Source organism: Heliomarina sp. (assembly GCF_052826185.1).
On record NZ_JBRBUI010000045.1, the window covers coordinates 267277 to 287924 of the forward strand.

The 20648-nt window shown below is 62.8% G+C and carries 20 protein-coding genes; 9 read left to right on the top strand and 11 right to left on the bottom strand.

All coding sequences use genetic code 11. The features are described from left to right. Positions 1-217: 217 nt before the first annotated feature. The 5 genes from lpxC to ACU0FH_RS13555 all read left to right on the top strand — a co-directional run bounded on the left by lpxC (position 218) and on the right by ACU0FH_RS13555 (position 7018). Complete coding sequence (gene lpxC, locus ACU0FH_RS13535) at positions 218-1138, top strand: UDP-3-O-acyl-N-acetylglucosamine deacetylase (protein ID WP_446195166.1); 921 nt, start codon at positions 218-220, stop codon at positions 1136-1138. 131 nt (positions 1139-1269) lie between these two features. Then, entirely contained in the window at positions 1270-2115 is an 846-nt protein-coding gene (locus ACU0FH_RS13540) for an outer membrane protein assembly factor BamD (RefSeq protein ID WP_088633328.1), read from the top strand. Between the two features lie 36 nt (positions 2116-2151). Continuing rightward, a complete protein-coding gene (gene recN / locus ACU0FH_RS13545) occupies positions 2152-3801 on the top strand; it encodes a DNA repair protein RecN (RefSeq protein ID WP_446195167.1) in 1650 nt (549 codons plus the stop codon). Between the two features lie 6 nt (positions 3802-3807). Continuing rightward, the gene (locus ACU0FH_RS13550; RefSeq protein ID WP_446195168.1) at positions 3808-5274 is read left to right on the top strand and encodes a pyridoxal phosphate-dependent decarboxylase family protein; all 1467 of its coding nucleotides are present in this window, start codon (positions 3808-3810) and stop codon (positions 5272-5274) included. A 58-nt stretch (positions 5275-5332) separates the two neighbouring features. Next, positions 5333-7018: a chloride channel protein gene (locus ACU0FH_RS13555; RefSeq protein ID WP_446195169.1), complete on the top strand. Its 1686-nt coding sequence runs from the start codon at positions 5333-5335 to the stop codon at positions 7016-7018. A gap of 6 nt (positions 7019-7024) precedes the next feature. On the opposite strand, the gene ACU0FH_RS13560 is transcribed toward ACU0FH_RS13555, so the two are convergent. The 7 genes from ACU0FH_RS13560 to ACU0FH_RS13590 form a co-directional block, all read right to left on the bottom strand. Further along, positions 7025-7369, bottom strand: coding sequence for a DUF427 domain-containing protein (locus tag ACU0FH_RS13560; protein WP_446195171.1), 345 nt, complete (start codon positions 7367-7369; stop codon positions 7025-7027). Positions 7370-7424: 55 nt separating this feature from the next. Beyond that, positions 7425-9215, bottom strand: a complete 1791-nt coding sequence (locus ACU0FH_RS13565) for an aminopeptidase P family protein (RefSeq protein ID WP_446195172.1) — start codon at positions 9213-9215, stop codon at positions 7425-7427. A 194-nt stretch (positions 9216-9409) separates the two neighbouring features. Continuing rightward, positions 9410-11287: a cobaltochelatase subunit CobT gene (gene cobT / locus ACU0FH_RS13570; protein ID WP_446195173.1), complete on the bottom strand. Its 1878-nt coding sequence runs from the start codon at positions 11285-11287 to the stop codon at positions 9410-9412. A gap of 93 nt (positions 11288-11380) precedes the next feature. After that, positions 11381-11788, bottom strand: coding sequence for a hypothetical protein (locus tag ACU0FH_RS13575; protein ID WP_446195175.1), 408 nt, complete (start codon positions 11786-11788; stop codon positions 11381-11383). 96 nt (positions 11789-11884) lie between these two features. After that, positions 11885-12310, bottom strand: coding sequence for a hypothetical protein (locus ACU0FH_RS13580; RefSeq protein WP_446195176.1), 426 nt, complete (start codon positions 12308-12310; stop codon positions 11885-11887). Positions 12311-12444: 134 nt separating this feature from the next. Then, positions 12445-13431 carry a cobaltochelatase subunit CobS gene (gene cobS / locus ACU0FH_RS13585; RefSeq protein ID WP_238369291.1) on the bottom strand — a complete coding sequence of 329 codons (987 nt, stop codon included), beginning with the start codon at positions 13429-13431 and terminating at the stop codon, positions 12445-12447. 16 nt (positions 13432-13447) lie between these two features. Further along, positions 13448-13690 (bottom strand): hypothetical protein, encoded by a 243-nt coding sequence (locus ACU0FH_RS13590; protein ID WP_446195177.1) that lies wholly within the window; start codon positions 13688-13690, stop codon positions 13448-13450. Between the two features lie 11 nt (positions 13691-13701). Here ACU0FH_RS13590 and ACU0FH_RS13595 point away from each other — a divergent pair, with 11 nt between their 5' ends. From ACU0FH_RS13595 to ACU0FH_RS13610, 4 genes are all read left to right on the top strand, one after another. Then, a complete protein-coding gene (locus ACU0FH_RS13595; protein WP_446195178.1) occupies positions 13702-14265 on the top strand; it encodes a fasciclin domain-containing protein in 564 nt (187 codons plus the stop codon). Positions 14266-14493: 228 nt separating this feature from the next. Further along, complete coding sequence (locus ACU0FH_RS13600) at positions 14494-15912, top strand: cytochrome ubiquinol oxidase subunit I (RefSeq protein WP_238369288.1); 1419 nt, start codon at positions 14494-14496, stop codon at positions 15910-15912. Then, the gene (gene cydB, locus ACU0FH_RS13605) at positions 15909-16940 is read left to right on the top strand and encodes a cytochrome d ubiquinol oxidase subunit II (RefSeq protein WP_446195179.1); all 1032 of its coding nucleotides are present in this window, start codon (positions 15909-15911) and stop codon (positions 16938-16940) included. Before ACU0FH_RS13600 ends, cydB begins: the two co-directional genes overlap by 4 nt. Next, positions 16940-17038 carry a DUF2474 family protein gene (locus ACU0FH_RS13610; protein WP_088633316.1) on the top strand — a complete coding sequence of 33 codons (99 nt, stop codon included), beginning with the start codon at positions 16940-16942 and terminating at the stop codon, positions 17036-17038. The genes cydB and ACU0FH_RS13610 overlap by 1 nt, the downstream gene beginning before the upstream one ends. 97 nt (positions 17039-17135) lie before the next feature. Here the strand turns inward: ACU0FH_RS13610 and ACU0FH_RS13615 are convergent, their stop codons facing one another. The 4 genes from ACU0FH_RS13615 to ACU0FH_RS13630 all read right to left on the bottom strand — a co-directional run bounded on the left by ACU0FH_RS13615 (position 17136) and on the right by ACU0FH_RS13630 (position 20645). Further along, positions 17136-17672, bottom strand: coding sequence for a hypothetical protein (locus tag ACU0FH_RS13615; protein WP_446195180.1), 537 nt, complete (start codon positions 17670-17672; stop codon positions 17136-17138). A 318-nt stretch (positions 17673-17990) separates the two neighbouring features. Next, complete coding sequence (locus ACU0FH_RS13620) at positions 17991-18743, bottom strand: iron ABC transporter ATP-binding protein (RefSeq protein ID WP_446195181.1); 753 nt, start codon at positions 18741-18743, stop codon at positions 17991-17993. Then, positions 18740-19705: an iron chelate uptake ABC transporter family permease subunit gene (locus tag ACU0FH_RS13625; RefSeq protein WP_446195182.1), complete on the bottom strand. Its 966-nt coding sequence runs from the start codon at positions 19703-19705 to the stop codon at positions 18740-18742. The genes ACU0FH_RS13620 and ACU0FH_RS13625 overlap by 4 nt, the downstream gene beginning before the upstream one ends. After that, positions 19698-20645, bottom strand: a complete 948-nt coding sequence (locus ACU0FH_RS13630; protein WP_446195183.1) for an ABC transporter permease — start codon at positions 20643-20645, stop codon at positions 19698-19700. The genes ACU0FH_RS13625 and ACU0FH_RS13630 overlap by 8 nt, the downstream gene beginning before the upstream one ends. Positions 20646-20648 lie beyond the last annotated feature (3 nt).

Genomic DNA, 20648 nt, shown 5'->3' on the forward strand with positions numbered 1-20648 from the left:
TTTCGTAACATATAATAAATCAAAGGTCGCCCATGTGGCGGCCTTTTTCTTTTTTATTCAGTAGCTTGGCGGGCTCGCGGCGGCGTTTTGCCTGTTTGTTACAGAGATGTTTCAATCGGTTGCAAAGATTGAGTTGAGACCAACAGGCCCTGCACTTAGTTGATTGTACAACACCGGACAGCAGGTCCGGACAGATAAAGCACTCACGAGGTCTGTTGTGCAGAATACGTTGAAAACATCGATAGTCTTCGAAGGTGTGGGACTTCACACCGGTGAAACCATTCGCATGGTTCTGCGTCCGGCATCCGCAGGTCACGGCATCTGGTTCCGCCGCACCGACATCCAGCTAGGCAACGGTATGATCCCCGCCCTATGGGACATGGTCGAACGTTCGCCCCTATGTACCAAGCTGGTCAACGAATCCGGTGTTTCCGTTTCCACCGTAGAACACGTGATGGCCGCGCTGGCTGGCTGCGGCATCCATAACGCCCTGATCGAAATCGACGGGCCCGAAGTGCCGATCCTGGATGGCTCCTCCGCTCCCTTCGTGCGCGGCATCATGGCCCGCGGTGTCCGCCGCCTTGCCGCGCCGGTTCTCGCATTCCAGGTCCTAAAGGAAGTCACCGTCGAAAAAGACGGCGCCAAGGCGACGCTGCTGCCTTGCGACAATTTCGAAATCGAATTCCATATCGATTTTGCCGACGCCGCGATCGGCCGTCAGAGCAAGACGCTCGACATGCACAATGGCACCTTTGCCCGTGAACTCTGCGACAGCCGCACCTTCTGCCGCCAGGCCGATGTGGACGCGATGCATGCGAACGGTCTGGCCCTCGGCGGTACGCTCGACAACGCCGTGGTCGTCGATGGCGAAGAGGTCCTCAGCCCGGGCGGTTTCCGCTATGAAGACGAAGCCGTGCGTCACAAGATGCTCGACGCGCTCGGGGATCTCTCGCTCGCCGGCGGTCCGATTTTTGGCCGCTATGTCGGCGAACGTGCCGGTCATTCGCTGACCAACACGCTGCTGCGCGCGCTTTTCCAGACGCCCGGCGCTGTCCGCACGGTTCTCTGTGACGAAGAACAATCTGCCCGTTTGCCGGGGCAGGGGCTTGTTCTGGCAGAGATCCCGAACGTCGCCTGAAGCCGCCCCGTCGCGCAGATGGTGTTGACCTCTCCCTGCAGGATGACCATAACCCGTTTTGAACGGGAAATTAATGTGCTAGACCCAACCCGCACCGGGTGGGCCGGTCGTGAGTACAAGGGTGGTTTTGCATGAAGTATGGCAGGTCACGGGCCGGAATAGCAGGCGCGGTTCTCATGGCGCTGCTTCTGGCCGGATGCGGCGGCGGAGGGGCGGCAGACCGGACACGGTCGCTTGAAGCCTTCACACCGGATCAGATCTACGAACGCGGCGAATACGAACTCTCGCAGAACCGGACCGGTGACGCGGCCTATTACTTCTCGGAAATCGAACGCCTCTATCCCTACTCAAGCTGGGCGGAACGCGCGCTGATCATGCAGGCCTATGCGCTGCATCAGGGCCGCAATTACGCCGAAAGCCGCGCTGCCGCGCAGCGCTACCTCGATTTCTACCCCGCCGAGGAAGACGCCGCCTATGCGCAGTATCTCCTTGCGCTCAGCTACTACGACCAGATCGACGAAGTCGGCCGCGATCAGGGCCTGACCTTTCAGGCGCTGCAGGCCCTGCGCGGTGTGATCGAGCAATATCCCGACAGCGAATACGCCACGGCCGCCGTGTTGAAATTCGACCTCGCCTTCGATCATCTCGCGGGCAAGGAAATGGAAGTCGGTCGCTACTATCTCAAGCGGAACCACTATGCCGCTGCGATCACCCGTTTCCGCGTGGTCGTCGAGGATTTCCAGACCACGACGCATACCGCCGAAGCGCTGCACCGTCTGGTCGAGGCTTATCTCTCGCTCGGTCTTGATGCCGAGGCGCAGACCGCCGGTGCCATTCTCGGCTATAACTACAAGTCGACGGAATGGTACGAGGCAAGCTATCGTCTGCTGACCGGCAGAGGGCTTGAGATGACAGCGCGTGGCGACAACTGGCTGGCCAGTATCTATCGTCAGTCGATCAAGGGCGAATGGCTCTGAACCGGGGGAACGTGACCCTCCCGATGGATCTCTTACATGCTCCGCGCCCTTGATATCCGCGACATCCTTATAATCGACCATCTGGAAATCGCCTTCCAGCCGGGCCTCAACGTCCTGACCGGGGAAACCGGCGCGGGTAAATCGATTCTGCTCGACAGTCTCGGCTTTGTGCTGGGCTGGCGCGGCCGGGCCGAGCTTGTCCGGCAAGGGGCGGAGCAGGGCGAGGTGACCGCCGTCTTCGAACTGCCCAAGGTGCATCCCGCCCGCCATGTGCTGCATGATGTCGGCCTGCCGGTCGAGGACGAGTTGATCCTGCGCCGGGTCAACACCTCAGAGGGGCGCAAGACTGCGTGGATCAACGACCGCCGCGTCTCGGGCGAGGTTCTGCGGCGTCTGTCCGATACGCTGGTCGAACTCCATGGTCAGCATGACGACCGTGGCCTGCTGAACCCGCGTGGCCACCGTGACCTGCTGGATGAATTCGCCGGTGTCGAAGACGAACGCCGCGTCACCCGCCAGGCGTGGTCCGCCGCACGCGAAGCCCGCCGTGTCGTTGCCGAAACCGAGGCCGCGCTTCAGGCCGTGCGCGAAGAGGAGGAATTCCTCCGTCACGCGGTGGCCGAACTGGACGCGCTTTCGCCCGAGGCGGGCGAGGACGGCGATCTCGACACGCGCCGCCGCCAGATGCAGGCGGCCGAGAAGATCCGCACCGACATCACCCGCGCCAATGCCCTGATGGGCGAACAGGGGGCCGAAGCCGCGCTCTCCGAGGCGCTGCGCTGGCTCGATGCGGTGGCCGAACATGCCAATGGCACGCTGGACGCCCCGCTTGCCGCGTTGAACCGTGCGATGATCGAACTGTCCGAGGCGCAGTCGGGCGTCGAAGCCAGTCTCGAAACACTCGATTTCGACCCGACCGAGCTGGAGCAGGTCGAAGAACGGCTGTTCGCGATCCGCGCCCTTGCGCGCAAACATAACGAAGCACCGGATGACCTCGCCGACTTTGGCGACAAGCTGCGGGCCAAACTCGCCGCGCTAGATGCGGGCGATGCCGATCTCGCGACACAGAAAAAGGCGCTGAAACAGGCCGAGGCCGATTACGAACAGGCCGCGCAGAAACTTTCCAACGCGCGGCACGAGGCCGCAGGACGACTCGATACCGCGATCATGGCCGAGCTTGCCCCGCTCAAGATGGAGCGCGCAGTCTTTGCCACCGAAATCACCCCGGGTGAAGCCGGGCCAGACGGGACCGACGCGGTGGCCTTTACCGTCGCCACCAACCCCGGCGCGCCCTCCGGTCCGCTCAACAAGATCGCATCGGGCGGCGAACTCAGCCGCTTCCTGCTGGCGCTCAAGGTCTGCCTGACCGGCACCAATGCGGGCGTCACGATGATCTTCGACGAAATCGACCGAGGGGTCGGGGGCGCGACCGCCGATGCTGTGGGCCGCCGTCTCGCCGCGCTGGCCGACAAGGGGCAGGTGCTGGTCGTGACCCACTCGCCGCAGGTTGCCGCGCGCGGTGCGCATCACTGGCGCGTCATGAAACAGGTGGCCGAGGATGTGACACTCTCGACCGTCATCCCCGTCGCGAAAGCCGACCGTGTCGATGAAATCGCGCGCATGCTAGCGGGCGACACCATCACCAAGGAAGCCCGCGCCGCCGCCAAGGCATTGCTGCAAGGATAGGACCGCATGACCGACCCGCATGAAACGTCGCTTGATCCCGAAGACTGGGAGGCGTTTCGCAAGCGGGCCCATGACATGCTCGACGCGGCGCTGGATCGCATGCAGACCACCCGAGACGGCCCGGTCTGGCGCGCGCCTGATGACGCGTTGAAGGCGGGCTTTCAGGCGGATCTGCCGGTAAAGGGCAGGGGAGGCGACGCGGTTGCCGGTCAGATGACCGAACTGCTCCCCTACGGGGTCGGCAACACGCATCCCCGCTTTTTCGGTTGGGTCCACGGATCGGGCACGCCGTCACAGGTGATCGCGGAAATGGCGGCGGTGGCGATGAACGCGAACCTCGGCGGGCGCGACCACGGCGCGATGTATGTGGAAAAACAGGTGGTCGACTGGGTGCGCGGCCTTTTTGACTTCCCCGCCGATTCCAGCGGTCTGATCGTGTCGGGCACCTCGGTCGCGACGATCATCGCGTTGAAGGCCGCCCGCGACCGAGTGCTCGATTTCGCCAGCCGGACGCAGGGCATCGGCGCGGCCCGACTGGTTGGTTATACCTCGACCCAAACACACGCCTGCGTCGCGCGGGCCTTTGACGTGCTCGGGCTGGGCAGCGACGCCCTCCGCAAGATCCCGATCACCAAGAATTACCAGATCGACCTCGACGCCCTGCGCGAAGCCATCGCCGCCGACCGGACCACTGGTCTGATCCCTTTCGCGCTGATCGGCACCGCCGGGAGCGTCGATCTCGGCGCGACGGACGATCTTGAAACCCTCGCCGATATCGCCGCCGCCGAAGACATATGGTTCCACGTGGACGGCGCCTTCGGGGCGACGGCCATCCTGTCCGACACGGTGCGCCCCCGGCTTTCGGGGCTTTCCCGCGCCGACAGCCTTGCCTTTGACTTCCACAAATGGCTGCACGTGACCTATGACGCGGGTTTTGTCCTCCTTCGTTCGGAAGAGGCGCATCGCCGCGCCTTTTCCGACCGCCCCGCCTATCTTGTCGGGGCCGAACGAGGCCTTGCCGCTGGTAACCCTTGGCCGGTGGAATACGGTCCCGAACTGTCGCGCGGCTTCCGCGCGCTCAAGATCTGGGCGCAACTGGCCGAGCATGGCACCGAGAAACTTGGCCAGATGATCTCGCAGAACTGCGCGCAGGCGGCGTATCTCGGCGATCTGGTTACAGGCGCATCCGACCTCGAATTGCTCGCCCCGGTCATGATGAACATTTGCTGTTTCAGGTACACGGGTAAGGGCGATGTGGCTGAGCAGAACGCGCTAACGGACGAAATCGTGATCCAGCTTCAGCTTCAGGGCATCGCCGCGCCCTCGACCACGACGCTTGATGGCAAGCGGGCGATCCGGGTGAATATCACCAACCATCGCACCACCCGGGCCGATCTCGACCTGCTGATCCGCGAGGTTCGTCGCCTCGGGGCCGAGCTTTCAGGTAACAGCGGCGTAGCCAAGCCGGAATAACGGGTTCCCCACGCTCAACGGGTATTCTAGAGAGGGGTAACCCGTCCCAGAGTCAGTAATGGCAGCACCCAAGCCCAACCCCGTATCCGAGCAGGTCTTACAGGTCATCAAGACCTGCCAGGCAGGCTGGACGGTTCTCAGACGGCGCGGCCCAAGCCAGATCCAGTTCTGGTTCATCGCCCTTGCCATCGGTATCGCCGCCGGTTTCGCCGCCGTCTTTTTCCGCAAGGGCATCAACAGCTTGCAGGCGGCTCTTTACGGAACCGAAGACGTGCACTTCCTGCACAGCTTTGCCGCCTCCCTGCCGTGGTACTGGATCCTTTGCCTGCCCATTGCGGGCGGGCTAATCGTTGGGCTGATCCTGCACTTTTTCACCCCCGATGGGCGGGTACGCAGCGTGGCCGACGTGATCGAAGGTGCCGCGCTCAGCGACGGGCGGGTGGAACGCAGGGCAGGGGTCGCCTCGATGTTCGCCTCGCTCATAACCCTCAGTTCCGGCGGCTCCTCGGGCCGCGAAGGTCCGGTCGTGCACATGGCGGGCGTGATTTCGACGAATGTCTGCCGCTATATCCATGCCGACGGCATTACCGGGCGTGACCTTTTGGGCTGCGCGGTAGCCGCCGCCGTTTCAGCCAGCTTCAACGCCCCCATCGCCGGGGCGCTCTTCGCTCTCGAGGTCGTGCTGCGCCATTTCGCGGTCCATGCCTTTGCGCCTATCGTGATCGCCTCGGTCGCCGGGACGGTTATCAACCGGATCGAATTCGGCGATGTGACCGAATTCGTGCTCAACACCCCCGGAGCTCTGCAATTCTATGTCGAACTGCCCGCCTTCCTGATCCTCGGGCTGATCTGCGGACTTGTCGCTGTTCTTGTGATGCATTCCGTATTCTGGGCCGAAGACGTGGGCACCCGCATCCAGACCGCCATCAGCCTGCCGCGCTGGCTCCGCCCGGCGGCCTCTGGCGCGCTCCTGGGCGTGATGGCGATCTGGTTCCCGCATATCATCGGCGTCGGCTATGAAACCACCTACCGGGCACTCTCCGGCAGCCTGCTGCTGGATCAGGCCATCATCTACGCGATGCTCAAAGCGGCGGCGCTTGCCATCACATTCGGCGGGCGCATGGGCGGCGGCATCTTTTCCCCCTCGCTGATGATCGGCGCACTGACTGGCCTGGCCTTTGGCCTGATCGCCACGGCGACCCTGCCGGATGTTTCCGGCACGCATACGCTTTATGCCTTTGCCGGGATGGGGGCCGTGGCCGCCGCCGTGCTGGGCGCGCCCATTTCGACCACGCTCATCGTGTTTGAATTGAGCGGCGACTGGCAGATCGGTCTGGCGGTGATGGTGTCGGTCTCCATGTCGACCGCGCTGGCCTCGCGCATCGTCGACAGGTCTTTTTTCCTTACCCAGCTCGAACGGCGCGGCATCCACCTTGCCGCCGGCCCGCAAGCCTACCTGCTGGCGCAGCTGCGCGCCGGTTCGGTGATGCGCCCCACAGGCGATCGCCGCTCTCCCGATCCGGACGCCTGCGCCCGGATGATCGAGGAGCATCTCTATGTCGAAGGGTCAGCCTCGCTCGAAGCTGCCATGCCGATTTTTGACAGTGCCGAAGTCGCCTTTCTCCCTGTCGTGACCCGCAACAGGGAAGGAGAGCTAGAACAGATCGGCGCGCTGTTCCATATCGATGCGCTCAAGGCCTATAACCGCGCCCTCGCGGCCACCGCCGCCGAGGAACACAGCTAACGGGTCTCAGAGCTGCTCGACCTTCACCATGTCGCTCTCGTAAAAGGCCAGATAGCCCCCGATGTCCGAAACGGCATCCTTTGGCGCTTCATAGCTCCAGACCGCGTCCGGCACTGTCGAAGACTTGTTCACGATGGAAAAATAGGTCGCATCGCCCTTGTGCGGGCAATGGGTGGTCTTGTCCGACGGATCAAGGAAAGCCATCGCGATATCCTCGCGCGGGAAATAGATCACCGGGTCATACCCATTCTCGATCAACCGCAGGGCATTCACGGATTCGCCAAGCACAGCCCCGCCCGAACGCACGCTCCATTTGCCCGGTGCCTTTTCGATCGTGATGTGATCCGCCATGATATGCCTCCTCGAATGCCCGTCCGTCCTGCCCGCCGAACGTAACACCAAGGTGTCAGATCGGGGCAACCGCGGCATCCAACCACAGTTTTGCCTCCTTGCCCAGACGCGAGCCGATCTTTTCGGCCACCTCGCGGTGATAGGCGTTGATCCACGCCCGTTCCTCCGCCGTCAGCATGTCGGTGACGATCAGGCGACGGTCGATGGGCACAAAGGTCAGTGTCCGCCAGCCAAGGAACTCCCGCTCCGGATCGCCGCCGGGCAGCGGTTTGGCCTCCTGCACCACGAGGAGGTTCTCGATCCTTATTCCAAAGGCCCCCTCACGGTAATAGCCCGGCTCGTTCGACAGGATCATCCCCGGCTCCAGCGGTATGGTGCTGGCGCGGCTCAGCCTCTGCGGCCCTTCGTGGACACTCAGGTAAGCGCCGACACCATGGCCAAGCCCGTGGTTGAAATCCTGCCCCGCGAGCCAAAGCGGCAGGCGTCCGATGGCCTCGATATCGCGCCCGGCCAGCCCCTTGGGCCAGCGCAGCCGCGACATGCCGATCATCCCCTGCAATACCCGGGTAAAAGCGGCACGTTCTTCCTCGCCCGGCTCACCGATGGCGATGGTCCGCGTGATATCGGTGGTGCCGTCCAGATATTGCCCGCCGCTGTCCAGCACCAGCAGATGCCCGTCCTCAAGCCGCGCATCGGTCTCTTCGGTCACGCGATAATGCATGATCGCGCCGTTCGGACCGGTGCCGGAAATCGTCTCGAAACTGATGTCCTGAAGCGCATTGTCCCGGCGGCGGCAGGTCTCAAGCTGGGTCACGACTTCGGTCTCTGTCAAAGTGCCTGGCGCCTGCGCATCGAGCCAGCTTAGCAGTTCGACCATCGCCACCGCATCGCGCAGATGCGCGGCCGCCGATCCCTCGATCTCGGCCTCGTTCTTACGCGCCTTGGGCAGGGCGCAAGGGTCGTCCCCGGCCACCGCCCTGTCGCCAAGCGCATCAGCGACGATCTGCGGTGCCGTGCCCTTGTCGATCCGCACCTTGCCCTCAAGCCGGGACAGATCGTCCAGAAACGCCTCCGGCTCGTGTTGCCGCACGCGGTCGCCCAGTTCCTCGCGCACATCGCCCAGCTTGGCCGAGGCCATGTAAAGGTCGACCATGCCATCCGCATGCAGCACCGCGAACCCATGCGCCAGCGGATTGCGCTCCACGTCCGAGCCGCGAATGTTCAAAAGCCACATGATCGAATCCGGCAGGGTGATCGCCGCCGCGTCCTGCCCGGCCTCCGCCAGATCCTTGCCCAGTCGGTCACATTTGCGCGCCGCGCTCTCTCCGGCAAATTCCAGCGGGTGCAGCTTGACCGGATTCATCGGCGGGTCAGGCTGGTCTTCCCAGATCCGGTCGACGAGGTTGGCACTCTGCACCATCTCGATGCCGCTGCCCTTCAGCTCGGACTGCCAGCCCTCGACCTGCGCCACAGTATGCAGCCAGGGGTCAAAGCCGACCTTGCCACCCTCGGGCAGTTGCTCTTTCAGCCACTCGACCAGCGACACATCGGGCCAGGGTACCGGGGTGAACACATCCGCCACCTGCGCCTTGACCTGCGTGCGATAGCGCCCGTCGATGAAAACCCCGGCGACGTCGCGCAACGCCGCGCAGAACCCGGCCGAACCGGTGAACCCCGAAATCCAGGCCAGCCGGGCATCGCGCGCGGCGACATATTCGCCCTGATGTGCATCCGCTCGCGGCACCAGAAACCCGTCGAGACCTTCGCTCTCCATCACCTCCCGCAGCGCAGCCAGTCGCGGGGGCCCCTGTTCGGGTCGTGCGGTTACCTCGAATGTCTGAAACATGGGCCGATCTCTCTTTGGTCATTTGCGCGTACCCAATCGCGAACCAGCCCGGGACGCAAGGCGCGATTTCACCGCATCCAAGGCGCCCTGAACGCCAACGCACCCATGCCCTCAAACAACGCAAAACGTTGCGCGGGCAAAACGCCCGGCGCTTCTTCTCGGTGCAAATACGGTCGCCGAAGGCAAGGCGAGCGCTAGCTCGCCTTCTTGATCCCCATAACCCGCGCCCGCGCGCGCGGGTCGCTGTCGAAAAGTGCGGCCAGCTGCTCGGTCATTGCGCCGGCCAGCTGCTCCACATCCGTGATCGTCACGGCGCGGTCGTAATAGCGCGTCACGTCATGGCCAATGCCGATCGCCAACAGTTCTACCATCTTGCGCTTCTCAACCATGGCGATCACGTCGCGCAGGTGCTTCTCGAGGTAATTCGCCGGGTTCACCGAAAGCGTCGAATCATCGACCGGCGCACCGTCGGAAATCACCATCAGGATCTTGCGCTGCTCGCGCCGCGCCAGCATCCGGCGATGCGCCCATTCCAGCGCCTCGCCATCGATGTTTTCCTTCAGCAGGCCCTCTTTCATCATCAGACCAAGGTTCGGGCGCGCCCGCCGCCATGGCGCATCGGCCCCCTTGTAGACGATATGGCGCAGATCGTTCAGACGGCCCGGCTGCTGCGGACGGCCATCGTTCAGCCATGCCTCACGCGCCTGTCCGCCCTTCCACGCCCGCGTGGTAAATCCAAGGATCTCGACCTTCACGTTGCAGCGTTCCAGCGTCCGCGCCAGCACATCGGCACAGATCGCGGCGATGGAAATAGGCCGCCCGCGCATCGAGCCGGAATTGTCCAGAAGCAGCGTCACCACCGTATCGCGGAACTCGGTGTCCTTCTCGACTTTGAACGACAGCGGGGTCGTCGGGTTCGCGACCACCCGCGCCAGACGCCCTGCATCAAGGATACCTTCCTCGCGGTCGAACTCCCAGCTCCGGTTCTGCTGTGCCTGCAAACGGCGCTGCAGCTTGTTCGCCAGCCGTGACACCGCGCCCTTCAGCGGGTCAAGCTGCTGGTCGAGATAGGCGCGCAGCCGCTCCAGCTCGGCCGGTTCGGCAAGGTCCTCAGCATTGACCTCTTCGTCATGTGTCGAAAGGTAGACCTTGTAATTCGGATCGGCATCGCTGACCGGCGGCGGGGCAGGCGGCTCAAAGGGCGCATCGCCCTCGGGCATTTCCGCATCCTCGCCCATTTCCTCATCGGCAAGGTCGTCCATGCTGACCTGCGCATCCGCCTGGTCCTGCTGTTCGTCCTGCGATCGTTCCGGATCGGCGGCGGTTTCCTGATCGTCGCTTTCGTCCTCGCCGGTGCTTTCCGGCTCCTGATCGTCTTCCTGATCCTCTTCGGCCTGGTCTTCCTGATTGTCGTCCAGTTCGTCCGGATCATCGCCCAGCTGGTCGCCATAACCCAGATCCTTGATCACCGCGCGGGTGAACTTGGCGAAAGCGGACTGGTCGTTGAGAATCTCGTTGATGACCTCAAGACGCCCGCCGACCTGCTTTTCGATGTGATCGCGCCACAGCTCCATCACATTATCCGCGCCCTTGGGCAGATCGCGACCGGTGGCGAGGTTGCGCACAAGGTACCCGGCAGCAGCCGCCAGCGGCGCCTCGGCGGTCGAGGTCACCTGATCGTACCCGCGCCGCATCGCGTCATGGCCAATCTTGACGTCGATATTGCCTGCGGTGCCGGGCATGTCCCGCGCGCCCATCGCCTCGCAGCGGGCAGTCTCCATCGCCTCGTAAAGCTCGCGTGCCATGTCGCCCGGCGGCGCATAGCGCGCGTGGGTCTGACCATTGTGATACTTACGGTTCATCGCCAGCGAATCCGCCGTGCCGCGCGCCAGCAGCACCTCGTCGCGGGTCATCCGGCGGCTGACCTGCGGCAGGCGCATCGCATCGCCCGACAGACCCGAGGGGTCGACGGAATAGCTGACGTTCAGCTCGGGATCGTTGGCCATGACCTTGGTGGCCTCGGCCAGCGCCTTCTTGAACGGATCGGCGGGGTTGTCGGAATTCTGCGCCATGTCGGGGCCTTCGGTCGCTGCTCTTCAGGGCAACAACCTAAGACCATTCCCCGCCCTTGACCATAGAGGCCGCGGGAAAATTCTGCACGCCGCCTAAAGCAAAAGCGCCCGGCAGGTGGCCAGCCGCGTTTCCAGAACGCTGCGCGCGCGGTCCACCCGGCGCTGGTCGACGCTATAGTCCACATCGGCCAGCAGGTTCGCCATTTCGCTCCAGCCCGAGTTGCGCCAGCGATCCGATTGCGTGGCCTCGACGCCCTGCTGGATCGCATCCGGCAGCGTCGCGTCAAGCAGCATGCTGAACTGGTCGCTGAGCCGCTCGATCTCCGGTGCCGAAGGGTCGTTCATCGCCCGTTGTCTGGTCGCAAGGGCCGACAGGCGGCCCGAGCACGTCGCAAAAATCTCTGCTCTTTCGACAGATTGGGAGGGGAGGGCCTTGGCCACGGAAACCGTGAACGCGGCAAGGGCCAACCCGTAAGTGAAATACGTTGCAAGCCTGTTCATGTAACAAGCCTATGACAAAAAACCTACCGGTCAATGAAGTATATACAAAAGATATCAAAAATATCTCTTGTAGATATATTCCTGCCGCGCAAGTGATCAGCCGGATTGTGACAGGGAGGAAGGCCCAAGCAACAGCCCCCGGCAGGCATTGATATCTCGTTCCACCCGGTTCTGCGCCCATCTCGTATTGGCCGGGTCCCGGCTGGCCCTGATCCGGGCCAACAGGTTGCCAAAGGCATGTTTTGACTGGACTCTTTGCGACATGGCGCGTCGCTTGTCCTCGGGCGGGGTAACCGCATCAAGCAAGGTGATCATCTGGCGTTGCTGTTGTAGTGTTTCGTCCGAGCGCTGCGGTCCGGTCAGCCATTGATGCTGCATCAGCGCGGTGAAGCGCCCGACACAGGTTGCGAACGCAAATTGCAGGTCAGGGGACGTGCCCCGTTCGGGCGGGGCGCCACAGATACCAACGACAGGCAGGCCAAGCGCAAGAACCAAGGCCCGCGAAAACGAAATATAGTCCATACCGAAAGACTGCGCGCGAAAACGCGTTGGGTCAAACGGCAAGTAGAGCGCAATTTCCTCAAGAACGGTTCAAATTGAACGGACCGACCCGGCAGGTACAAAAGAAAAGGGCCGGTCGAAACCGGCCCTGAAACTCACCCGAGGCTGACGCTTGCCGCGCTTTCCGGCAATTCCTCGTCAAAGCAGCGCTGATAGAATTCCGCCACTGTCTGGCGCTCCAGCTCGTCGCATTTGTTGAGGAAGGACAGGCGGAAGGAATAGCCGACATCGCGGAAGATCTCAGCGTTCTGCGCCCATGTAATCACGGTTCGTGGGCTCATCACGGTCGAAAGGTCACCGTTCATAAAGGCCACGCGTGTCAGGTCGGCAAGATGCACCATCTGGCTTACCGTCTTGCGGCCTTTTTCATTGTTGTAATGCGGCGCCTTGCTCAGGACGATGGCGACTTCGGCATCGTGGCTCAGGTAGTTCAGCGTCGCGACAAGCGACCAGCGGTCCATCTGCGCTTGGTTGATCTGCTGGGTGCCGTGGTACAGGCCCGTCGTATCACCCAGACCCACCGTGTTCGAGGTGGCGAAAAGGCGGAAATACTTGTTCGGGGTGATGATCTCGTTCTGGTCAAGCAGGGTCAGCTTGCCGTCATGTTCCAACACGCGCTGGATCACGAACATCACGTCGGCGCGGCCCGCGTCGTATTCGTCAAAGACGATGGCAGTCGGGTTGCGCAGCGCCCACGGCAGGATGCCCTCGTGGAACTCCGTCACCTGCTTGCCGTCGCGCAGCTTGATCGCATCCTTGCCGATCAGGTCGATCCGGCTGATGTGGCTGTCGAGGTTCACGCGCACGGTCGGCCAGTTCAGACGCGAGGCGACCTGTTCGATATGGGTTGATTTGCCCGTACCGTGATACCCCTGAACCATCACGCGGCGGTTATGGGAGAAACCGGCCAAAATCGCCAGCGTGGTTTCCGGGTCGAATTTATAGGTCGAGTCGATTTCCGGCACGCGGTCGGTACGATCGGCAAAGCCCTTTACGATCATGTTCGTGTCGATCCCGAACACTTCCTTTACCGAAATATCCTCGGTTGGCTTTGCATTGATATCGATTGCGCCGTCGGCCATGAAATCAGTCCTTGTCTCATCTGTCCGGCAACCCAAGCCGAACGAAGCGTTCGTGCACCATATCAACAGCAAGGGCAAGGGGGGGCAGGCCAGCGGAAATGCGTCTTTTTACGGGCCTCGGTGGCCGGGTTCGACCGCCGCGAGGCGGCTGTGGCACGATATTTTTCTCTTTTTGCAAAGAATTTTCAGCCGCCTGAAACTTTCCGCCGAATTCCTCCGTATCAGCAGCATCTCCGGCAAAAGCCGCATGATCAAACATTGGAGGAATTCATGAAACCGATTAAAACTCTTGCAACCGCCGCGCTGGTATCCGGTGTATCCATCCTTGGGTTTTCGGCCCAAGCCGCTGAAAACCCGATGGTCGGTGGCGCGCCCATGTATGCGGACAAGAACATCGTCGAAAACGCCGTGAACTCCGCAGATCACGAAACGCTGGTCGCGGCGGTCAAGGCCGCCGGTCTGGTCGAAACCCTGTCCGGTCCCGGTCCTTTTACCGTGTTCGCCCCAACCGATGACGCATTTGCGATGCTCAAGGCCGGCACCGTCGAAACCCTGCTTGAACCGCAGCACAAGGACCAGCTTGCCAAGATCCTCGCCTGCCACGTGGTTTCCGCCGATGCCATGTCAACCGCCATCAAGGGCATGATCGACGATGACGGCGGCGTCCACCCGGTCCCGACCGTCGGCGGCTGCACCCTTCAGGCCCGCTATGAAGGCGACAAGATCATGATCGAGGACGAACGGGGACGCATGGCCAATGTGACGATTGCCGATGTCGACCAGTCCAACGGCGTCATCCACGTGATCGACCGGGTGCTTCTGCCCGCCGAATAAGCATGACATTTGTCGGTATTGTTGTCCGGTGGATCGCGAAAGTACCCCTTAGCTCTGAAACCGGACAGCACAGAAAGGTCGCCTTTAACAGGCGGCCTTTCGCTTTGTCGGCCTCGCCGGTCACCGACAAGCGACGGTTGCCGCGCGCATTGTCGCATGCGCTTGGGTCGCATCCCTTTCGGCCTATACTCTCATCTAAGAGGGAGGCGGTGGAAAGAGGGGTACCTTATGGAGCATGTTCTGGGCTTCGACGCGCTTTTGCTCGCGCGCATTCAATTCGGCTTTACGGTCGCGTTTCACTTCATCTTTCCCGCCTTCACGATCGGACTTGCCTCGTACCTCGCGGTACTGAACGCGCTCTGGCTCAAAACCGGGAACGAGCGGTTCCTCAGGCTCTTCCGCTACTGGATCAAGATCTTTGCCATTACCTTTGCCATGGGCGTCGTCTCGGGCATCGTGATGTCCTACCAGTTCGGCACCAACTGGTCGGTCTTCTCGGACAAGGCCGGGCCGGTAATCGGCCCACTCATGGCCTACGAGGTGCTTACCGCCTTTTTCCTCGAGGCCGGTTTCCTCGGCATCATGCTCTTTGGCCGCGACCGGGTGGGGCCGGGCCTGCACATGTTCGCCTGCCTCATGGTCGCCGTCGGCACGGCGATCTCGGCCACATGGATCCTTTCGGTGAACTCGTGGATGCAGACGCCGCAGGGGCATATCATCGGTGAAAACGGCCAGTTCCTGCCCGAGGACTGGTGGGCGATCATCTTCAACCCGTCCTTCCCCTATCGTCTGGCGCATGCGCTGACCGCCGCCTACCTTACCACCGCGCTGGTGGTCGGCGGCGTTGCGGGCTGGCATTACCTGCGCGGCCACGGCCATAACCGGGGCGTTCGGATCATGTTCTCCATGGCGATGTGGATGGTCGCGGTGGTCGCGCCTTTACAAATCTTTATCGGTGACCAGCACGGGCTGAACACGCTGGAACACCAGCCCGCCAAGGTCATGGCGATGGAGGGGCACTTTGAGAGCCACCCGGATGGAGCTCCGCTGATCCTTTTCGGCATCCCCGACCAGGACGCGCAGGAAATGCGCTATAGCATCGAAATCCCAAAGGCATCCTCGCTGATCCTCAAGCACGACCTGAACGCGCCGCTCGCCGGTCTCGATACGATCCCGCGTGAAAACCAGCCCCCCGTCGCGGTGGTCTTCTGGTCTTTCCGCGTGATGGTGGCGCTGGGTTTTGCGATGCTAGGCCTCGGCGTCTGGTCGCTGATCTCGCGCTGGCGGGGCATCCTGCATACCGATACTTGGCTGCACCGCGCGGCACTGGTGATGGGGCCGACCGGCTTTATCGCCGTCACCGCCGGCTGGATCACGACCGAGGTCGGCCGCCAGCCCTTCACTGTCTACAACATCCTGCGCACGGCCGATTCCGTCGCGCCGCTTGATGCACCCGCCGTCGCAACCTCGCTGGTCGCCTTTATCCTCGTCTATTTCGCGGTCTTCGGCTCGGGCGTCTATTTCCTGCTGCGCCTCATGGCCCATCCGCCGCATCAGGGCGAAACCGGCGTCGAACAGGAAGTCGGCCCCATGCGCGCCGCTGGCACCGTGCCCGGTACCGCTGATCCCCGGACAGGAGCGAAATGATGGAAAACCTCGGTATCAGTTTCGATCTCACCGTGGTCTGGGCGCTGATCCTCGCGCTGGCGATCTATATCTACGTGGTGCTTGACGGCTTCGACCTCGGGCTTGGCATCCTCTACCCTCTCTTTGGCGAGAAAAAGGACCGCGACCTGATGATGAACTCGGTCGCCCCGGTCTGGGACGGAAACGAGACATGGCTGGTCATGGGCGGCGGCGGGCTGATGGCTGCCTTTCCGCTGGCCTATGCGATCATCCTGCCTGCGCTCTATCCGCCGATCATCGCCATGCTGCTGGCGCTGATCTTTCGGGGCGTGGCGTTCGAATTTCGCTGGCGGACGGAAACCCGTCTCTCGCGCAAACTTTGGGATGGCGCTTTTATCGGCGGTTCCTTCATCGCGTCGATGGCGCAGGGCGTCATTCTCGGCGCGCTTCTGCAGGGGATCGAGGTTGAGGGCCGCGCCTATGCGGGCGGCTGGTGGGATTGGCTCACCCCCTTCACCATCCTGACCGGTCTGGCCGTGGTGGCAGGCTATGCCTTTCTTGGAGCCTGCTGGCTGAACCTCAAGCTCGAGGGCGAGATCCAGCACCGGGTGCGCAACATGGCGCGGATCCTCGGGCTGGTCACCGTTGGTTTCATCGTGCTGGTCAGCCTCGCGACACCCTTCCTGATCGGGATCTACTGGGCGAAATGGTTCACCTTCCCGCAGATCCTCTTTACCGCGCCGGTGCCCATCGCCGTCGCCGTCATCGCCATCGCGCTGGCGCGCAGCCTGATCGGCCATGGCCGCGACTGGCTGCCTTTCGTGCTGGCGCTGGCGCTGTTCGGTCTCTGTTTCCTCGGGCTCGGTATCTCGATCTGGCCGCATATCATCCCGCCAAGCGTGACCCTGTGGGAGGCCGCCGCCCCCGAGAAAAGCCAGTGGTTCATGCTGGTCGGCGCGATCGTCCTGATCCCGATGATCCTCGCCTATACCGGTTTTGCCTACTGGGTGTTTCGAGGCAAGCTTGACCCGGAACAGGGCTATCACTGATGTGGTGGAAACGGACCGGCTGGTTCCTGCTGCTCTGGCTTGGCGGTGTCGCCTGCGTCGGGGTCGTCGCCTACGCGATAAGGCTGGTGCTGCTGTAAACAAAGAAACCGGCGACTGCCGAGGGGACAGTCGCCGGTCAGTTTCGTCAGCAGAGGCAGCCGGGGCACTGGCTTTATCTGCTTGACGGATCTCAGATCATTTCGCCTTGGCCGACTTGGGCTCGGCGTTTGCTGGTGTCGGCGAGTTGATCTGGGCTTCTGCCACGCCGCTCGGGCTCAGCAGGGATACGGCATAAGACTTGCTCGACTCTCCGGCCGAGGCAGCGACGGGCGCGATATTGCTCAGCAGCGACTGCGTCCTGGCTTCGTCCACCACGCGCTGCGCCGCCTGACGGGCCAGCTCCAGCGCATCCGGCTTGGCGGCTTCGGTTGTTTTCGCTTGTGCATTGCCGCTTGCCGACGTGGGCGTTGCCGCAGCAGATTTCCCGTTTCCGGACGATGCCTGTGCTGATCCGCCGTTGCCGGTCTCGGTCTCCGAAGAGGTCTGGGATACGGCCTGAGCGCTGTTGGCGTTGCTTGTCTGCGTTGTTGACCCGCTCTGGGTGCTACCCGACGTGGCCGAGGTTTCCTCGGTCTCGGCAGCGGTGTTGGGGGAAGAATTGTTATTCGCATTATTGTTGTTCGACGCAGGAGGCGTCGAATTCGACGATCCGAATATTCCGGACAGCAGCATGTAAATACCCTTATTCAGTTAACCTTAACGGCTTCTTCCCGCTCCACTGCACAAGGATCAGGGCGAAACTGTGATCGCTTTAGGGTAAATTTGATGGCTAAATTCCGCTGCCGGATCAGTTGGACAGGATTCCGGTCTTTGTCCTTAAAGCGTGGTTAATTGCTGTACCGGAAGGTGCGAAACCGTTTGCGAGATCGTCGAAAATCGGTGCCGGCTTTCTGCGCCGCGCGGCTGGAACCAGCGGACTAAACGCGATTCTCCGCACCAACCCAGCCCGGCACCATCCGCGGAAATGTCCGCGTTCGCCCTGTCGATCCCTCAGACCAGAACCACCGGCTTGCCGTCGATCAGCCGCACCTCGGCATTCGTGTCAAAGACCTCCCTTAGCAGACCATCGGTCACGATCTCGTCCGGAGCGCCATCTGCCGCGATACGCCCGCCACTCATCACCACGATCCGATCGGCAAAGGCGGCAGCATAGTTGATGTCATGCAACACGATTACAATGCTCTTGCCTTCGCGTTCCGCCATCTCGCGCAGCAATCCCATCAGGTGGCGCGACGCCGCGATATCGAGGTTGTTGAGAGGTTCGTCCAGCAGGAGGTAATCGGTCCCTTGCGCATAGGCCATCGCCACAAGCGCTCGCTGCCGTTGCCCGCCCGACAACGCATCGAGGAACCGATCCCGCAAGGGCTCCAGCGCGAATTTTTCCAGCGCGGCGGCAATGATCTCGCGATCTTCCGGCCCGGGTCGTCCCTGATGCCACGGGTAACGGCCCATCATCACCAGTTCGCCCACCCGCAGCCGCGCCGATACGGTCAGGCTTTGCGGCATGATTGCCAGATGCTGCGCGAGCACCCGGTCGGCGGCCTTGCCGACTTCAAGCTCATCCACAGTGATCGTGCCCGTTTGCAATTTGTCCAGCCGCGCGATCAGCGACAAAAGAGTCGATTTCCCGGCCCCGTTCGGCCCGATCAGCGCGGTCACCCCGCCGCGCGGCAGGTCGATCGAGATGTCATGCAGGATTGGCGCGCCGTGAATGGCATGGCTTACATTGCGGATCGAAATCATACGGCCCGTCTCCGTAACAGCAGGAAAAGAAACAGCGCGCCGCCGATCAGCTCGATCACGACGGGCAGGGGGGTGGCAAGGTGCAGCACGCGCTCCATCACCGTCTGACCACCGACCAGCACGATCCCCGCGATCATCGCCGTTGCTGGCAGCAGGGTGGCGTGCCGCTCGCTCTTGATCAGAAGATGCGCAAGCGCGGTGACGATCAGGCCAAAGAAATTAGATGGCCCCGAAAACCCCGACGACATCGGCCCCGACAGCGCCGTCGCCGCGCCGACCAGCAGGCAAATCAGCAGCAGCGCCTGTCTCTGCCCGCGCTTCGGTGCCTCGCCCAGGCCGGTGGCGGCCTCCGGTCCCAGCGCCAGTACATCCAGCCGGAACCGCATCCGCCACGCCAGCACCAGCGCCGGGATCACCACCGCCGCCGCCATGCCCAACAGAACTGGCTCAACAAAGGTGAAACGTGCAAAACTCGCGACCTGTACGGTCTGGAAATCGCTCGGATCGATCAGCCGCTGGATGAACCCGGTGATCGACCGGATCAGGATGCCCAGCACGATGCCTGTCAGCACCATCTTGAGGATATCGCCACGCCCCCCGGCCAGCAGCGCCATGAACAGCAAAAGCCCAAGCCCCGACATCAGCGTCAGGTTGGCGGCGAACAAAAGCGGCTGCGGGATCGCGTCATACCCCGCCGCCCCAAGGGTAAAGACCATGCTGCTCAGCGCAAAGGCATAAAGCGCGTCGAACCCCATGACCGAAGGTGTCAGGATGCGGTTCGCCGTGATTGTCTGGAACAGCACCGTTGCCACCGCCAGCGACACGCCAACCAGCAGCATCGCCGCCAGCTTGGTGGCGCGAAAACTCAGGATGAACGCCCATGATCCCACCGCGTCGAGGAAAAGGTAGTCAAGGATCGAGACCAGCAAAGCCAGCCCCAGCCAGATCTGCGCCCTAGCCATGTTTCGGCTCCCGCAGGATCAGGGCATGGAACAGCGCCGCGCCGATCACGCCCGTCATGGCCGAGGCGGGGATCTCATAGGGCATCCGCACCACCCGACCCAGCATGTCCGCGCCCAGCACCAAAAGCGCCCCAAGGCTCGCCGTCAGCGGCAGCCCGGCACGCAGGTTATCCCCGATCAGCCGCGACACGAGGTTCGGCACCACCAGCCCGATGAACGGGATCGCGCCAAGCGTCACCACCGTCAGCGCGGTGACCAGCGATATCGCGGCAAGCCCCGCCGCCGTCACCGCAGCCACGTTCACCCCCAGCGCGCGGCCCGCCGCATCTCCCAGCGCCAGCACCGTCACCCGGTCGGCGATGAACCACGTCGCCAGCGCCACGCCCCCGGCAATCCAGAGCAGCTCGTACCGGCCCTGCAGAACGCCGGAAAGCTCTCCGGTCAGCCAGATCTGCACGAATTGCAGCATATCGCCCTGATAGGCGACAAAGGTTACTGCCGCGCCGATCACCCCACCGTAGACAAGCGCCACCAGCGGCACGAGCAATGGTCGCGTCGGTGGCAGGCGGCGGATCATCAGCAACAGTCCGACGCTCCCGATCAGGGTCGCTCCGGCGGCGATCAGCATCTTGATCGAGACCGGTGCGCCCGGCACAAAGAGCGTCGCGGCAAGAATGCCAAGCGCCGCGCTCTGACCCGCCCCGGCGGTCATCGGCTCGACGAAACGGTTGCGCGCCAGCACCTGCATGATCTGCCCTGTCACCGCCAGCGAGGCCCCCGCCAGCATCGCCGCCATCGTCCGGGGCAGGCGGCTCACCAACATCAGCCGCAGCGCCTCGGGGTCGCGCCAAAGATCGGCCGGGCTCATGTCAATGGCGCCGACGAACAGCGAAAGACTGGCCAGCGCAGCCAGCGCGAGCAGGATCACGGCAACGGGCATATC

Bases quoted from the DNA above. Each gene is read 5' to 3' on its own strand.
- ACU0FH_RS13540 (WP_088633328.1), top strand. From the start codon at position 1,270: ATGAAGTATGGCAGGTCACGGGCCGGAATAGCAGGCGCGGTTCTCATG.
- recN (WP_446195167.1), top strand. From the start codon at position 2,152: ATGCTCCGCGCCCTTGATATCCGCGACATCCTTATAATCGACCATCTG.
- ACU0FH_RS13550 (WP_446195168.1), top strand. From the start codon at position 3,808: ATGACCGACCCGCATGAAACGTCGCTTGATCCCGAAGACTGGGAGGCG.
- ACU0FH_RS13555 (WP_446195169.1), top strand. From the start codon at position 5,333: ATGGCAGCACCCAAGCCCAACCCCGTATCCGAGCAGGTCTTACAGGTC.
- ACU0FH_RS13560 (WP_446195171.1), bottom strand. From the start codon at position 7,369: ATGGCGGATCACATCACGATCGAAAAGGCACCGGGCAAATGGAGCGTG.
- ACU0FH_RS13565 (WP_446195172.1), bottom strand. From the start codon at position 9,215: ATGTTTCAGACATTCGAGGTAACCGCACGACCCGAACAGGGGCCCCCG.
- cobT (WP_446195173.1), bottom strand. From the start codon at position 11,287: ATGGCGCAGAATTCCGACAACCCCGCCGATCCGTTCAAGAAGGCGCTG.
- ACU0FH_RS13575 (WP_446195175.1), bottom strand. From the start codon at position 11,788: ATGAACAGGCTTGCAACGTATTTCACTTACGGGTTGGCCCTTGCCGCG.
- ACU0FH_RS13580 (WP_446195176.1), bottom strand. From the start codon at position 12,310: ATGGACTATATTTCGTTTTCGCGGGCCTTGGTTCTTGCGCTTGGCCTG.
- cobS (WP_238369291.1), bottom strand. From the start codon at position 13,431: ATGGCCGACGGCGCAATCGATATCAATGCAAAGCCAACCGAGGATATT.
- ACU0FH_RS13590 (WP_446195177.1), bottom strand. From the start codon at position 13,690: ATGTTTGATCATGCGGCTTTTGCCGGAGATGCTGCTGATACGGAGGAA.
- ACU0FH_RS13595 (WP_446195178.1), top strand. From the start codon at position 13,702: ATGAAACCGATTAAAACTCTTGCAACCGCCGCGCTGGTATCCGGTGTA.
- ACU0FH_RS13600 (WP_238369288.1), top strand. From the start codon at position 14,494: ATGGAGCATGTTCTGGGCTTCGACGCGCTTTTGCTCGCGCGCATTCAA.
- cydB (WP_446195179.1), top strand. From the start codon at position 15,909: ATGATGGAAAACCTCGGTATCAGTTTCGATCTCACCGTGGTCTGGGCG.
- ACU0FH_RS13610 (WP_088633316.1), top strand. From the start codon at position 16,940: ATGTGGTGGAAACGGACCGGCTGGTTCCTGCTGCTCTGGCTTGGCGGT.
- ACU0FH_RS13615 (WP_446195180.1), bottom strand. From the start codon at position 17,672: ATGCTGCTGTCCGGAATATTCGGATCGTCGAATTCGACGCCTCCTGCG.
- ACU0FH_RS13620 (WP_446195181.1), bottom strand. From the start codon at position 18,743: ATGATTTCGATCCGCAATGTAAGCCATGCCATTCACGGCGCGCCAATC.
- ACU0FH_RS13625 (WP_446195182.1), bottom strand. From the start codon at position 19,705: ATGGCTAGGGCGCAGATCTGGCTGGGGCTGGCTTTGCTGGTCTCGATC.
- ACU0FH_RS13630 (WP_446195183.1), bottom strand. From the start codon at position 20,645: ATGCCCGTTGCCGTGATCCTGCTCGCGCTGGCTGCGCTGGCCAGTCTT.